Below are 15,598 nucleotides of genomic sequence, written 5' to 3'. Positions count from 1 at the left end.
AACCGATAAAGCCATAAAAGCCGAATGTCCCCGACGCAGCCAAGTGTCGAGGACATTTTTTTCGCTTCTTCGTGACGACCTTTAAAATGAAAATTATGTCCATCGTGTTTTCCGATAAGAAAAATCTATAAATCCGCATAAAAACAAAGTATTGGACAGATGATTTTTCCAGTTCTATATTTCGGCGCACAAAAAAACAAATAAAATCAACAAACAAAAAAACATAAACAAGCGAGGTATAAGAATGAATCAGAATTTTGTCAAGTCCGCCGTTGCGGCAACTCTCCTGATTGCAGGAACTATTGGCTTTAGCGCATGCTCTTCTTCTGACGAAAAGAAAAGCGAATCTTCTGCCAAGGTTGAAAAGCAGACTCTTACCAACGTGTCTTACGATCCGACCCGCGAACTCTACGCCAACTACAACGAAGTTTTCGCAAAGCACTGGAAAGAAAAGACCGGCAAGGATGTGGAAATCACCCAGTCCCATGGCGGTTCCGGCAAGCAGGCCCTTGAAGTGGCCAACGGCCTTGAAGCCGACGTGGTGACACTCGCCCTCGAATACGACGTGAACGCCGTACGCGACGCAGGCCTTATCGAAGATGGCTGGGTCAAGGAATTCCCGCTGAATAGCGCTCCTTACACATCGACCATCGTGTTCTTGGTTCGCAAGGGTAACCCGAAGAACCTTAAGGACTGGGGCGATCTCGTGAAGGACGGCATCGGAGTCATCACGCCGAACCCGAAAACCTCTGGCGGCGCACGCTGGAACTACCTTGCCGCTTGGGCTTGGGCCGAAAAGCAGTACAATGGCGACGAAGCCAAGGTCAAGGAATTCGTGAAGAAGCTTTACAAGAATGTTCTCGTACTCGCCTCCGGCGCTCGCGGATCTACGACAACCTTCATCGAAAATGGCCAGGGCGATGTTTTGCTCGCCTGGGAAAACGAAGCCTTCCTTTCGCTCAAGGATTATCCTAACGACTACGAAATCGTCATTCCTAGCGTGAGTATCTTGGCCGAACCTTCTGTCGCAATCGTGGACAAGGTGGTCGACAAGCGCGGCACCCGCGAACTTGCCACCGAATACCTGAACTTCCTCTACAGCGATGAAGGCCAACACATTGCCGCCAAGAATCACTACCGTCCTTCCAACAAGGCTATTCTTGACCAGTACAAGGAATTCGACCAAAACGTGAACCTGATTGACATCAGCTACTTCGGCGGTTGGGACAAGGCTCAGGGCACGCACTTCTCCAACGGCGGCATCTTTGACCAGATTTACGAAAAGAAGTAAATGAAAAGAACGAATAGAAGTGTCATACCAGGCTTCGGCCTGACTACAGGCATCACGCTTGCCATCTTGAGCATCGTGGTGCTTATTCCGCTTGCATCGCTAGTGGTATTCACGGCCCACATGAGCCTTGACGAAATTATCGCGACAATTACGCGCGATAGAGTGTTGTCTAGTTTTCGCGTGAGCTTCGTGACGGCATTTGTGGCATCGCTGATTAATGCGGTAATGGGCATTGTGTTGGCGTGGGTGCTGGTAAAGTACAGTTTTCCGCTCAAGCGCCTGGTTGACGGCATGATAGAACTCCCGTTCGCCTTGCCGACTGCAGTGGCGGGCATCGCACTTACTGCTCTTACAGCCGACACTGGGCTTGTGGGCGGATTCTTTGCAAAGTTCGGCATAAAGATTGCGTTTACGCAGGTAGGCATTACAGTGGCATTAGTGTTTATCGGCATTCCGTTCGTGGTTCGTGCGGTGCAGCCGGTACTCGAAAAACTGGACCCCGCTTACGAAGAAGCCGCAGGCGTGCTAGGGGCATCTCGCAGCCGAATCTTTTGGAAAATTGTTTTCCCGGAAATTGTTCCTGCCGCTTTAACAGGATTCGGGCTTGCCTTCGGGCGCTGCCTAGGTGAATACGGCAGTGTGGTTTTTATCGCGGGCAACAAGCCGTTCGAAACAGAAATCGTGCCGCTCATCATTATGTCGGAATTACAGGAATACGATTACGCCAGTGCGACAACCATTGCGCTTGTAATGCTTGTAGCCTCATTCGTAACGCTATTCTTGGTGAACCTGATCCAAAGTAGAAATGCACGGATTTTGAAGGGAGGCTCTTGATGTATAAAGAAACAAAATCTTCGAAATTTGTCAAGTGGTTCTTAATAGGAATCAGCATCATTTTCGTGGTGCTTATGCTTTTACTCCCGCTGATCACAGTGATTACCGAGGCCTTTAAGCAGGGCTTTGCCGTGTACGAGAAGGCGGTAACGGACAACTACACTGTCAAGGCGATTTGGCTCACGCTAGAGGCAACCGTACTTGCAGTAGTGATCAATACGGTTTTCGGGCTGAGTGCAGCATGGTCGCTGACCAAGTTCCATTTTAAGGGCAAGAAAATCCTTACGACGCTCATTGATTTGCCAGTAACAGTTTCGCCGATTATCGCAGGCCTGATTTTCTTGCTCACATTCGGTCGTCAAAGCCCGATTTTTCCACTGTTGCAGGAATGGGATGTCAAGATTGTATTTGCAGTGCCGGGAATTGTGCTTGCAACGATTTTCGTGACGTTTCCGTTCATTTCTCGCGAGTTGATTCCGGTTCTGGAAGCCCGTGGAAACGACGAAGAAGAGGCTGCGGCGCTAATGGGAGCGAAAGGATTTACCATTTTCAGGAAAATTACTTTCCCGCATATCAAGTGGGCTTTTTTGTACGGCGTGGTGCTTTGCGCGGCGCGTGCTATGGGCGAATTCGGTGCGGTATCGGTGATTTCGGGGCATTTGCGCGGCAAGACCAATACACTCCCGCTGCATGTAGAAATTTTGTTCAATGAATTCCAGTATGTGCCCGCATTTGCGGTAGCGTCAATTCTGGTACTACTTGCAATATTTATTCTGATTGCAAGAAGTTTGATCGAATATAACGGAAAGAAGAAAAATAAGGTTGAACCGTAGGAGAGTGTATGTACGTAGAATTAAAAAACATCAATAAGCATTTTGGAAATTTCAAGGCGTCTGATAATGTATCCTTCGGTATCGAAAAGGGTAAACTGATTGGTTTACTGGGCCCGAGCGGTTCAGGCAAAACGACAATTCTCCGTATGATTGCAGGACTGGAAACACCTGACAACGGCGATATCATTATTGACGGCAAAGTAATCAATAATGTGCCTGCCAGTAAGCGCGGCATCGGATTCGTGTTCCAGAGTTATGCCTTGTTCCGTTACATGACGGTTTTTGAAAACATCGCCTTTGGACTTCGAGTGCTCAAAAAATCCGATAGTGAAATCAAGGACCGTGTCGCGGAACTTGTCAAGTTGATTGGCCTCGAAGGGCTCGAAAATCGCTATCCGAGCCAACTTTCGGGTGGGCAACGCCAACGCGTTGCATTTGCACGTGCGCTCGCTCCAAATCCGCAGTTACTTTTGCTCGATGAACCTTTTGCAGCAATTGACGCCAAGGTTCGTCAGGAACTCCGCCATTGGCTAAAAGAAATGATTGCAAAACTCGGCGTCACGAGCATTTTTGTAACCCATGACCAAGACGAGGCTATCGAAGTCGCCGACGAAATCATCATCATGAACAAGGGCCGTATTGATCAAATAGGCAAGCCTCTCGATGTATACAGTTCACCCAAAACCGCTTTCGTCGCTTCTTTCTTTGGACAACCCAGCATTTTCAGGGATTACAGCAAGTTCCGTCGCTTTGATGCTATCGAAGGTGCAGAGCAAGCCATTGTGCGCCCCGAATTTGTGAAAGTCACCAAGAAAACGGAAGTGCAGAAATATAAGAATTCCGCCGAAGAAGGGGTCGTGACTGATGTCGCCTTCCGTGGTAGCGGTATAGAATTGTCGGTTCTCGTGAACGGCGAAACTCTTACGGCAAGGCGAAGCTTTGATGAGCCCGGCATATCCGTAGGGGAAAAGGTTGATATTTTCATTTACCGCATCTTTGTAACCGTCGGCGAGAGCGCTTTCTTACTCGAAAACAAGTCTCTACGCGAACCTGTCGTAGTGATATAAAAATTACCTATAAAAAGTCATATTTAATAAGTATTGGACGCGATGCAAGTCGCGTTTTATATTTGGCTTCGTAACTAATACCTTTTTGCCTGGAGAGTTGGAGAATGAATTTTAACACAACCTTATTGCATCAGAATTTTGGAAGTGATCGATGTAGCGGTTCTACACTTACACCCATTTACCAGGTAAGCGCTTTTTCGCAAGAATCTGCCGAAAAACTTGAGGCCGTTTTCAATAACAAGGCTCCTGGCTTTGCATATACTCGCATCGGGAACCCTACAACCGATTCTTTTGAACGCCGCATCGCATCCCTTGAAAAGGGAATCGGTGCCGTGGCATGTTCTTCGGGCATGGCCGCAGTAACTATTTCGCTTCTGAACATTTTGCAAGCAGGCGACGAAATCATTGCTAGCACCGGCCTTTTTGGCGGCACAATCGACTTGTTCCATGATTTGGAAGCCTTCGGTATCAAAACGCGATTCGTTACCGAAGTCACCGCCGAAACAGTGAGTGCCCAACTGAATGAAAAGACCAAAGCCGTATTTACCGAACTTATTGGCAACCCGAAACTGAATGTGGTCGACTTACAAAGTGTCGCAGACATAGCTCACCAACATGCGGTTCCGTTTATTGTCGACAGCACCACGGCAACTCCATACCTTATACATCCCTTTGATTTTGGCGCAGATATCGTTGTACATTCTTCTTCCAAGTACATCAACGGCAATGGTAGCGCTATCAGCGGTATCATTATCGATAGTGGCAAATTCAGCTGGGATTATTCGCGTTTTAAAGGCCTTGAAGAATACAAACGTTTTGGAAAGTTCGCCTACTTTGCAAAACTTCGCAACGGCATTTGGCGTAACGTGGGCTGCTGCGTGGCCCCCAATACCTCTTTCTTGAATGCGCTTGGACTCGAAACGCTCGGGCTCCGTATGGAACGTTTGTGTTCCAACGCCTTGCAGCTGGCTGAATTTTTGCAGGGATTCGAAGGAATTTCGGTCAACTACCCCGCTCTCAAAAGCAACCCCTATTACAGCTTGGTGCAAAGTCAGCTGGGCGGAAAGGGTGGTGCGATTTTCACCATTGATGCAGGCAATAAAGAAAGAGCTTTCAAACTTATTAACAATTTGAAATACGCTTCTATAGCTACAAATATCGGTGATTTACGCACGTTAGTAATTCATCCGGATAGTACCATCTATACGCACGGTACAAAAGAACAAAAAGAAAATGCAGGTGTTTTTGAAGGCACAGTCCGCGTAAGCGTCGGAATAGAAGACATTGAAGATCTCAAAGAAGATTTTGAACAGGCAATCAAAAACATTTAAATGGAGATGCCCGCCCTAGTTGGTGTGTTTCGCCGAACTATGCGGGTGTAATAAAAAACGGAGACACAAAATATGGCAACAGATTATGCAACTCTTAAAAAGGGCGGTTGGATGCGCCAAAAGCAGAAGAACAACTTCTCGCTGCGCGTGCGCGTCGTGGGCGGAAACCTCACGGCAACGCAATTGGCAAAGATCGCCGAAGTCGCCGAAAAATACGGCGAAGGTTACGCTCATTTGACTTCCAGGCAGAGCGTCGAAATACCATTTATCAAATTGGAGAATGTAGACGACGTGAAGGCTGCCCTTGCCGAAGGAGGCGTGGAACCTGGCGTTTGCGGCCCTCGCGTGCGTACTATCACGGCATGTCAGGGCGAAGCCGTTTGCCCGAGCGGATGCATTGACACTTATGCCATCGCCAAGGAACTGGACGATCGTTACTTTGCCCGAGAACTCCCGCACAAGTTTAAGTTTGGTGTGACCGGTTGTCAGAACAACTGCCTCAAGGCCGAAGAAAACGACGTCGGTATCAAGGGCGGTATCAAGGTCAAGTGGATCGAAGATAAGTGCATTGGCTGCGGACTCTGCGCCAAGAGCTGCCGCAAGGGTGCAATCAAAATCGAAAACAAGAAAGTGATTTTCGATGACTCGCAGTGCAATTTCTGCGGGCGTTGCTACAAGGCATGCCCCACCGACGCTTGGGAACATACCCACGGCTACATCGTTTCTTTCGGCGGCCTTTTCGGCAACAACATCAACAAGGGCGAAACGATTATCCCCTTTATCGATGACAAGCAAAAACTGCTTGATGTCTGTGATGCAGCAATTCAGTTCTTTGCCGAAAATGCAAAACCCAGCGAACGATTCAAATATACCATCGACCGCATTGGCCACGATGTATTCGCGCAAAAAATCAAAGACGCTTATAACGGCAAATGAAAATAGAGCGACTTAAAACAGACCTGTTGATTATTGGTGGCGGCACGGCAGGTTGCTATGCGGCCATTACCGCCGCACAAAATGCATCTCAAGATGCGACGAACCTCAAGATCCTTGTCGTCGAAAAGGCAAATATCAAGCGCAGCGGCTGCCTGGCCGCTGGCGTAAATGCCTTGAACGCCTACATTACCGAAGGCCGCACGCCCAGGGATTACGTGGAATATGCAAAGAAGGACGCCGACGGCATTGTTCGCGAAGACCTATTGTACACTATTTCAGAAAGGTTCAACGAAGTCACCGCGCATCTGGAAAAGTTGGGGCTTGTCATCTTGAAAGACAAAGATGGCAAATATGTGACGCGAGGAAATCGCAACATCAAGATCAACGGCGAAAACATCAAGCCGATTTTGGCCGATGCCGTCAAGAAGCTCCCCAATGTGACCGTGTTGAACCATGTGAACATTTTTGATTTCTCGGTACATAGCAATAAGATTGACGGTGCATTCGGTTTCGGAATCGAGAACGATACATTCTACGCCATCGAAGCGGGCGCTGTCATTATCGCCACAGGTGGTGCCGCGGGGCTTTACCGCCCGAACAATCCGGGATTTTCACGCCATAAAATGTGGTATCCGCCCTTCAATACAGGCGCAGGTTACGCCATGGGAATCCGCCACGGCGCCGAGATGACAACCTTCGAAATGCGTTTTATTGCACTACGTTGCAAAGATACGATTGCGCCTACGGGAACACTTGCGCAAGGCGTTGGCGCAAAGCAGGTGAATTCCCTTGGCGAAGTTTACGAGACAAAGTACGGGATTTCTACTTCTGAACGCGTTTACGGAACTGTGGCCGAAAATCTGGAAGGCCGCGGCCCGTGCTACTTGCGCACCGTCGGGATTACGCCTGAACAGGAAGAATCACTCCTGAAGGCTTACCTGAACATGGCTCCGTCGCAGACCATCCGCTGGCTTGAAAATGAACTGCCCTCGAAGGCGGATGTCGAAATCGAAGGGACGGAACCTTACATCGTAGGCGGCCACACCGCGAGCGGTTACTGGGTCGATACCAAGCGTGCCACCACCATTCAAGGGCTTTATGCTGCAGGCGATGTGGCCGGAGGTGCCCCGCAAAAGTACGTAACAGGGGCTCTTGCCGAAGGTGAAATTGCGGCGAAAAGCGCGGCGGAATATATAGAGAGTTTGTCGGCCCTTCGGCAAGCTCAGGGACCTGACGTGCAATTTAAGGTTGCTGAGCCTGCCGAAGCAACCATTAAGGAAGAAGAGATTGCTGATCACATCGCAAAAATCGAGAAATTCCTTTCCAACGAAAAAGGTCCGCAGACCACAGAGAATCTCGAAGAAGCGATGCAGACCGTCATGGATTCCTATGCAGGCGGAATCAAGACGGGTTACCGCTACAGCGAGAATCAGTTGAACCAGGCCAAAAAGGAAATCGAAATCATCGAGAAACTGACGGACGAATTGAGTGCTGCCAACCTGCAAGAAGTCATGTACATCTACGAACTCAAGGAACGCCTGACGGTCTGCAAGAGCGTGATTGCGCACCTGGCCGCCCGCCGCGAAACCCGCTGGCACAGTTTCGCCGAGAACCTCGACTATCCCGAAAAAGACAACGTAAACTTCCGCAAGTACGTAAACTCGCGCCTCGAAAACGGCGAAATCAAAATCATCTTGCGCGAACTCACTGCAGAAGGGCAAAGGAACTATGAGCATCAGCATTGATCAAGGCAAGTGCATCGGTTGCGGGCGCTGCCACGACGTTTGCCCCGGCACGTTAATCAAGATAAACGAAAACAAGAAGGCATTTATCAAGTACCCCAAAGATTGCTGGGGTTGCACCTCGTGCATCAAGGAATGCCCCGTTCACGCCATCCGATTCTTCCTCGGCGAAGACATTGGCGGCAAGGGCTGCAAGGTGCATACCGAAAAGGTCAAGGGCGAAAAGAACGATATCGTGCGCTGGATTTTCGAACTGAACGACGGAAGCGTCAAGACTATTGATATCGATCCCAAGGAATCGAATAAGTATTAAAAACGGAGATTTAATTTGAGCGAATATTCTCACCTCGACGAACTGGAAGCCGAAGCCATTTACATCATCCGCGAAGTCGCAGCCGAATGCGAAAAGCCAGTGATGCTTTATTCCATCGGTAAAGACAGTTCTGTCATGCTACATTTAGCCATGAAGGCCTTTTATCCCGAAAAGCCGCCTTTCCCGTTCCTGCACGTGAACACCACGTGGAAGTTCCGCGAGATGATTGAGTTCCGCGACAATATCGCAAAAAAACTCGGCATCGAAATGCTGGAATACATCAACCAAGACGGCGTCAAGCAGGGCATCAACCCGTTTGACCATGGTGCTGCCTACACCGACATCATGAAAACGCAGGCCTTGAAGCAGGCCCTGAACAAGTACGGCTTTACCGCTGCATTTGGCGGCGGTCGCCGCGACGAAGAAAAGTCCCGCGCAAAGGAACGTATTTTCTCGTTCCGCAATTCCGCACACGCCTGGGATCCGAAAAACCAGCGCCCCGAAATGTGGAAACTTTACAACACCAAGATTAACAAGGGCGAAAGCATCCGCGTTTTCCCGATTTCCAACTGGACCGAAAAGGACATCTGGCAGTATATCAAGCGCGAAAAGATTGATATTGTTCCGCTGTACTTTGCGGCCCCGCGCCCGGTCGTGGTGCGCGATGGCAACATCATTATGGTGGACGACGAACGTTTCCCGCTGCGCGAAGGCGAAACTCCCGAAATCAAGTCGGTGCGTTTCCGCACACTGGGCTGTTACCCGCTCACGGGCGGTATCGAATCGACCGCCACGACGCTCGACGAAATCATTGATGAAACCCTGAGCGCTGTATCTTCGGAACGCACTTCCCGCGTGATTGACAACGAAGCCGCAGGCAGCATGGAACGCCGCAAGAGGGAGGGATATTTCTAATGAAAGGCTTATTGAAGTTTATTACGTGCGGCTCGGTGGACGATGGAAAGTCGACGCTCATCGGGCATATCCTTTACGATTCCAAGTTGCTTTACGCCGACCAGGAAAAGGCTCTGGAGCTTGACAGTAAAGTCGGTAGCCGCAGCGGAAAAATCGACTATTCCCTTTTGCTGGACGGCCTGATGGCCGAACGCGAGCAGGGCATTACCATCGATGTCGCGTACCGTTACTTTACGACGGACAATCGCAGCTTTATCGTGGCAGATACGCCGGGGCACGAGGAATACACCCGCAACATGGCGGTGGGAGCCTCTTTTGCGGACCTCTCCGTGATTCTTGTGGATGCCTCGCAGGGTGTTCTGGTGCAGACGCGCCGTCACGCCCGCATCTGTAAGCTCATGGGTATCCGCTACTTTGTCTTTGCCGTAAACAAGATGGATCTTGTAGGTTACAGCCAGGAACGCTTCGAAGAAATCCTGAAGCAAATCAACGAGCTAGCCAGCGAACTTTCGCTCCATAGCGTTTACGTGATTCCGCTTTCGGCAACCGAAGGCGACAACGTGACCGTGAAATCCAAGAACATTGCCTGGTACAAGGGCAAGGCTCTACTCGATTATCTCGAATCCATTGATATAGACGATACGCAGACGGAAGCGGGATTTTACCTGCCCGTGCAACGCGTGTGTCGCCCGGATCGCACGTTCCGTGGATTCCAAGGTCAAATCGAAGTGGGCAAAATTCGCGTGGGCGATACGGTTACGAGCCTCCCCAGCAACGAGAAAGCAACCGTCAAAGGAATCCTTCGCGGCGACAAGAACGTGGAAGAGGCTCACGCCGGTGAACCTGTGACTATTTCGCTAGACCGCGAAGTGGATGTTTCAAGGGGTTGCGTACTCGCTAAGGATACTGACATCGGGAGCTACAAGAAAATCAAGGCTTCGCTCTTGTGGATGGATGACGAACCGCTTTCGCTCGGCAAGGACTACCTTGTAAAACTCGGGACGAAAACGATTCCCGGAATACTCACTAAAATTGAGTATGCGATTGACGTAAACACGGGTGCCCACCAGGCTGCTGAAACACTCAGCAAGAACGGCATCGCAGTAGTCGAAATCGTGTTTGCCGAAGGAATTGTCGTAGACCTTTTCGAAAAGCACAAGACCCTAGGCGAACTGATTCTGATTGACCGCGTGACCCATGCAACATCGGCTTGTGGCGTCGTGGAAGGCCTTTTTGAAAGGCAGATTGCCACTGGCGAAAAGGCTGAATTCGTGCAGGGCGAACGTCATGGTCGTGGAGAAATCTTCGAAGAATTTTTCTACGATACGGCAACGCTTTCTGTGGTGAAGCAGCAGCCCGTAAGGCAGCACTACACCGTAGGTGACGAAATTCCTACCGTAGGCGAAAGCTACCACTATCCCGATGATTTCGACATCATCATTTTGCGCGACAGCACCGCCGTCAAGGTGCGTGGCAAGCGCATCGCCGAAATCACAGCAGCGGATCAGTACCGCTACGGAAATGTTCCTGTCATCAACGGACGCGGCTTTGAAATCAAAGTGCACTCCGACGAAGACGTATCGCAACTCCTCCGTGAATACGACGAAGCTGAAGAATCAAGGCGAGAAGAATTCTTCCGCAAGTGGGCCGCATTCGACACGTACCGAAAAGTTGTGATAAAGTAACAGTCGGTGCACACCATCGTCATCCCCGGCATTGACCGGGGATTTTTTATAGCAAAAACCGATAACTCCGCATATGATTAAAGTATTGGACATTTCGCATAGTCCCTTCTATATTTGTGCGCACAAAAAAGAACAATACAAAAAATAACCACAACCAAGGAGCTTAATAATGAATCAGAATTTTAAGAAGATTGCCGCTACTGCGGTTTTTGCAACTTCTATTTTCGCCGCAAACTCTTTTGCTGAAGAAGCAAAGGCCGAAGATCCCGCCTTCAAGCTCACCGGAAACGTTCAGGCCCAGGCTATCAAGGCTGTTTACGACAACGACGCCGACAACACTCTTGACAATTCCTTCTTGCGCGCAAACGTGGGTGGCAAATACACCTCCGACAACTTTGAAGCTGTAATCAACTTGCGCATCTTTAGCCCTGTTTTTGGAAACAAGAATGTTACTGATGTCACTACTGACGAAAATGGCAAGGTTAAGGTGACAAAGACCGCACAGGACAAAATTAGCGCCGATACTTACTATGCTAAGTATACATGGAACCTTGCGTTCGGCAACTTCAGTGCACAATTCGGACGTTTCCGTACCGACTGGTCCGTAGCTGGTAACTTTGGTACCTACGTTGACCCGCACCTTTCAAAGCGCGGATTCCTTGCTCGCGATTACCAGCATGACGCCGTCGCCTTCGGATTCGACAAGGGTATCTCCAGTTTCACCGCTTTGTTGGGCGCTTACGACAACAAGTTTGACACCGGCTACCTCCGCTTCGAAGAAACGCTCAAGTTCGGGGACGCCAAGGTAAGCGTCGCTTACCGCGGCAACGTTCTTGATCCCATTCAGCATACCGCCGAAGTCACCCACCGCGTCGCAGGTCGTGCAAGCTATTACTTTCTCAAGAATTTGGGAATCTATGGCGAAGTTGCTTACATTTACACCGGCGACGACGAAAATCTTTCCGTCGAAAACGCCATCAAGCCCGAATACGTTCAAGGCACTGAATATGTTCCGTTCTTCGTAGGTATCGAAATTCCGACCGCAGGTATTTTGAACAGCCTCTACGCCGAACTTGAATACCTCTCCAACCGCGACGAATTGCAGGCCGACGCCGATGCCGTCGCATGGACTGTGAGCCTTATCAAGAAGATTGGCAAGCGCAGCAAAATCCAACTGAGCGCTTACAGTGAAAAAGAAGTTTCTGAAGTCGCCATCGCCGCGCGCTTCACCGCCACTGTCCAGTAAGATTCTACAGTTAGTTTCCTTTTGTTACACACTCCAACGCCCTCGATGTAATTACCAAACATCGAGGGCGTTTTTCCTTCTAGTTTTCAGTTTAATGCAAAAAAGCGGACTCAATTGAGTCCGCCATGATAGAATTGGAGATGATTATTTTATTAAACCGTCGGCGTATTCGCTAATCGCTTTGTCCAGACGATCAAAGATTTCATCCAGCTGAGCCTCGTTGATAATCAGCGGAGGAGCCACAATAATCGTGGAGCCGCCGCCCATCGTGAGAATGCCGTAATCGTTGCGGAGTTTCGTGATAAAGTTTCCAAGGAAAGGTTCACCCGCTGCATTCTTGCGAATCACGTCCTTATGATCTTTGCTGTAGCTGAATTCGATGGCTCCGAAAAGGCCCACAGAACGGACATCACCCACAGAGGGGTGCTTCGCCTTGAGTTCCGCAAGTTTTTTCTTCAAAATGGGTTCCTGTTTTTTCACATTGCCCTTGACATCCAGGCGAAAATATTCTTCGATACAGGCAATTGCTGCCGCAACGCCCAGCGGATGCGCATTATAGGTAAGCCCTGCGGTAAAGGCGTTTTCCTCATAATAATTCGCAATCTTTTCGCTAATGAGCACGCCGCCGAGCGGAGCGTATGCGCTGTTCACACCCTTGGCAAAAGTAATCAAGTCCGGTTCCACGCCATCGGCCTGGCAGGCGAACCATTCACCCGTGCGCAAGAAGCCACTCATGACTTCGTCGCACACCATCAAAATTCCGTACTTGTCGCAGATTTCGCGGACACCCTTCAGGTATCCCTTGGGGTAAAGATAAACGCCATTAGAACCGGTGACCGATTCAATGAACACGGCCGCCACCGATTCCGGGCATTCCTGCTGAATCTGATATTCCAGGCGAGAAAGGAAATGCTTGGTCGCTTCTTCTTCGCTCGCAAATTTAATGTCGTAGCCGTACAGATGCGGAGCCGGATACTTGATGAATCCTGGAATCGTCGGGAACAGCGAAGCGCGTTCGCTTTCGCCCGTCAAGCTCGACGCACCGTAAGTGCTTCCGTGATAAGATTCATACTTCGAGAAAATCTTGTCGCGGCCCGTAAACGCCTTCACAAAACGGATGGCAAATTCATTCGCTTCGGAGCCACCCAGCGTAAACAGCACCTTCTTGAAATTCTTCGGGGCAATCTTTTCGATCAAGAGTTCGCTGAGTTCGCCCGCTTCGGCAAAGGCATGACGCGGAGCGATGTAAGCCAAACGTTCCACCTGCTTTTGCACCGCTTCAATAATGTGGCGGTTATTAAAGCCGATATTCACGTTCACCAGTTCCGAAGCGATATCGATGTATTCCTTGCCTGCACCATCGTAAACGTAGATACCGTCGGCATGGTCTACAAAGAACGGCTTGTAATCTTTATGGGGGGCATTCGCGAAAGAAAACAGGTTATACTTTCGTGCCTTTTCATATGAGGCGGCATTTTCTCCCGCCACATAACTAACGTTATTTGACATAGTACTCTCCTTAATTTTGTGAACAAATATAGGTGCGATTTTAGTCGCTGTCCAATACATTGTTTTTAGCGCTCGTTATCAATTTTTCCGATAACAAATCCATCTGGATTAAATGACGTATTCCGGCGCCGTATTGGAACGTGCAAGATTAAAGCGTTCCAAAATATTGCGGCGTTTTTCCAGGAACTGCGCCGAGCCTCTTTCACGCGGGAAGCTGTCGCGAATTTCAAGCACCTCGCTAATGCGCCCCGGACGCGGCGTCATAATCACGATACGATCAGACAAATAAAGTGCTTCGTCAATATCGTGGGTCACCAAAATCATGGTGGTATTGCGTTCCTTGCGAAGTTCCAAAAGCAAGTTCTGGATGTCTGCACGGGTAAACGAATCCAGCGCCCCCATGGGTTCATCGAGCAACAAGATTTCCGGGTCGTTAATCAACGCACGCGCAATCGCCACGCGCTGCGCCATACCGCCACTAATCTGGTGCGGAAAATTCTTCTCGAATCCGCCGAGACCGATTTTTTCTATAAATTCGTGAACCTTGCCTTTATTCTGCTTGTAGACTCCGCGAATCTTAAGGCCCATCGCGATGTTGTCTTCTACCGTGAGCCACGGGAAAAGGCAACCCTGCTGGAACACATAACCGCGCTTGGAATCTGGCCCATGCACCGGTTCGCCATCAAGAATAATCTTGCCTTCTTGAACAGGATCGAGCCCCGCAATCAAGCGCAAAAGCGTCGTCTTACCGCAACCCGATGCACCCAGAATCGAAATAAATTCGCCCTCAAAAACAGAAAGATTGATATCTTTCAAAATCTGTCGCGGTTCGCCCGTGCGTTCATCGATAAAGGAGCGGTTTACATCGCGAATCTTCAAGATTTTTTCTTTATCTAAAATATCCGTCATCAAAGCCTCCTATCGCACAACGCCTTTCTGCCAGCGAAGCACATAACGCTGCACCACGCCAACCACCTTCAAAATCGCCGAGAACAGCACAGCCATCACGACAATCGCCGCAAACACCTTGTAATAAGCGCTCCAGACTTTTGAAGTGTTAATGTAGTAGCCAAGACCGCCCGGCTGCCCCATCATTTCGGCCATCACGAGCGTAGTAAAGCCAAACGCAGCCGCCGTCATAATGCCCGTAAAAATCTGCGGCATTGCATGGGGAATCGCAATATGGAAAATCTGGTACAGCTGCCCCGCGCCAAAAGTGCGCGAAAGTTCAAACAACGACTTCGGCGTACCCTGCACCCCGTCGGCCGTCATGGTCGCCACCGGGAACCAGGAGCAAATCGCAATCAAGAAAGTCGCCGCCGCAAACGAAGTCGGGAAAAGCGTCAAGGCAAAAGGCATCCATGCCACCGCCGGAATCACGCCGCAAATGTTGAGCACCGGCAAAATCCAGTAACGAGCCTTCGGATACCAACCAATCAGCACACCCGTCAACACACCCGTCACCACGCCCACCGAAAATCCGGCTACAAAAAGACGCAACGAGTAAAGCGTATTCTGCCAAATGAATTTGGTATCGCCAATAAAGGCGTCCATAATAATCGCAGGCCCCGGAAAGAACGGCTGCGGCAAAAACAGCAACTTGGTTCCGAGAATATCCCATGCCGCAAGAGCCAAGCCAACCGCGAAACGGAACTTCGCGCCCGCGAAAAATTTTGCCACCTTATCTGCACTCGCCTTGCGGACAAACAGCACCACCGTATAGACCGCGTAATAGGCAATAATGGCAAGCAAAACTAAGCGGTATGCCAAATTGTCGTCAACTCTAAACCCGCCAAAAACATATTCCTTGATTCGCACATTTTCGGCCACCTGCGGAAAAAGCAAGTTTACCAAGAAGGCAATCAGGAAACCTGAAATCGTCAAAACAATGTTCAT

The 15,598-nt window shown here is 49.6% G+C and carries 14 protein-coding genes; 11 read left to right on the top strand and 3 right to left on the bottom strand.

Annotation, left to right across the window (positions count from 1 at the left end; all coding sequences use genetic code 11):
* Positions 1–244 precede the first annotated feature (244 nt).
* From Q0W37_RS07805 to Q0W37_RS07755, 11 genes are all read left to right on the top strand, one after another.
* Positions 245–1,291 carry a sulfate ABC transporter substrate-binding protein gene (locus tag Q0W37_RS07805; protein ID WP_297700380.1) on the top strand — a complete coding sequence of 349 codons (1,047 nt, stop codon included), beginning with the start codon at positions 245–247 and terminating at the stop codon, positions 1,289–1,291.
* On the top strand, positions 1,292–2,125 hold the full coding sequence (gene cysT, locus Q0W37_RS07800; RefSeq protein WP_173351761.1) for a sulfate ABC transporter permease subunit CysT: 834 nt from the start codon (positions 1,292–1,294) through the stop codon (positions 2,123–2,125).
* A complete protein-coding gene (gene cysW, locus Q0W37_RS07795) occupies positions 2,125–2,958 on the top strand; it encodes a sulfate ABC transporter permease subunit CysW (RefSeq protein WP_297700377.1) in 834 nt (277 codons plus the stop codon). The genes cysT and cysW overlap by 1 nt, the downstream gene beginning before the upstream one ends.
* Positions 2,959–2,966: 8 nt before the next feature.
* Complete coding sequence (locus tag Q0W37_RS07790; RefSeq protein WP_297700375.1) at positions 2,967–4,025, top strand: ABC transporter ATP-binding protein; 1,059 nt, start codon at positions 2,967–2,969, stop codon at positions 4,023–4,025.
* Positions 4,026–4,129: 104 nt separating this feature from the next.
* Entirely contained in the window at positions 4,130–5,356 is a 1,227-nt protein-coding gene (locus Q0W37_RS07785; protein WP_297700373.1) for an O-acetylhomoserine aminocarboxypropyltransferase/cysteine synthase family protein, read from the top strand.
* Between the two features lie 72 nt (positions 5,357–5,428).
* Positions 5,429–6,292: a 4Fe-4S binding protein gene (locus tag Q0W37_RS07780; RefSeq protein ID WP_297700371.1), complete on the top strand. Its 864-nt coding sequence runs from the start codon at positions 5,429–5,431 to the stop codon at positions 6,290–6,292.
* The gene (locus Q0W37_RS07775; protein WP_297700369.1) at positions 6,289–8,037 is read left to right on the top strand and encodes an adenylyl-sulfate reductase subunit alpha; all 1,749 of its coding nucleotides are present in this window, start codon (positions 6,289–6,291) and stop codon (positions 8,035–8,037) included. Before Q0W37_RS07780 ends, Q0W37_RS07775 begins: the two co-directional genes overlap by 4 nt.
* Positions 8,021–8,347, top strand: a complete 327-nt coding sequence (locus tag Q0W37_RS07770) for a ferredoxin family protein (RefSeq protein ID WP_297700367.1) — start codon at positions 8,021–8,023, stop codon at positions 8,345–8,347. The genes Q0W37_RS07775 and Q0W37_RS07770 overlap by 17 nt, the downstream gene beginning before the upstream one ends.
* A gap of 15 nt (positions 8,348–8,362) precedes the next feature.
* Positions 8,363–9,262, top strand: coding sequence for a sulfate adenylyltransferase subunit CysD (gene cysD / locus Q0W37_RS07765; protein WP_173347120.1), 900 nt, complete (start codon positions 8,363–8,365; stop codon positions 9,260–9,262).
* Complete coding sequence (locus Q0W37_RS07760) at positions 9,262–10,947, top strand: GTP-binding protein (RefSeq protein ID WP_297700364.1); 1,686 nt, start codon at positions 9,262–9,264, stop codon at positions 10,945–10,947. The genes cysD and Q0W37_RS07760 overlap by 1 nt, the downstream gene beginning before the upstream one ends.
* A 169-nt stretch (positions 10,948–11,116) precedes the next feature.
* Positions 11,117–12,193 carry a hypothetical protein gene (locus Q0W37_RS07755; protein ID WP_297700362.1) on the top strand — a complete coding sequence of 359 codons (1,077 nt, stop codon included), beginning with the start codon at positions 11,117–11,119 and terminating at the stop codon, positions 12,191–12,193.
* 144 nt (positions 12,194–12,337) lie between these two features.
* On the opposite strand, the gene Q0W37_RS07750 is transcribed toward Q0W37_RS07755, so the two are convergent.
* The 3 genes from Q0W37_RS07750 to Q0W37_RS07740 form a co-directional block, all read right to left on the bottom strand.
* On the bottom strand, positions 12,338–13,702 hold the full coding sequence (locus Q0W37_RS07750) for an aminotransferase class III-fold pyridoxal phosphate-dependent enzyme (protein WP_297700360.1): 1,365 nt from the start codon (positions 13,700–13,702) through the stop codon (positions 12,338–12,340).
* Between the two features lie 108 nt (positions 13,703–13,810).
* Positions 13,811–14,611, bottom strand: coding sequence for an ABC transporter ATP-binding protein (locus tag Q0W37_RS07745; RefSeq protein ID WP_297700358.1), 801 nt, complete (start codon positions 14,609–14,611; stop codon positions 13,811–13,813).
* Between the two features lie 9 nt (positions 14,612–14,620).
* The gene (locus tag Q0W37_RS07740) at positions 14,621–15,598 is read right to left on the bottom strand and encodes an ABC transporter permease (protein ID WP_297700355.1); all 978 of its coding nucleotides are present in this window, start codon (positions 15,596–15,598) and stop codon (positions 14,621–14,623) included.

Origin of the sequence: uncultured Fibrobacter sp., assembly GCF_947166265.1 — a bacterium.
Taxonomy (GTDB): Bacteria; Fibrobacterota; Fibrobacteria; order Fibrobacterales; family Fibrobacteraceae; genus Fibrobacter.
Note: the sequence above shows the minus strand (reverse complement) of the source record. Positions and strands in the feature narration are given on the sequence as shown.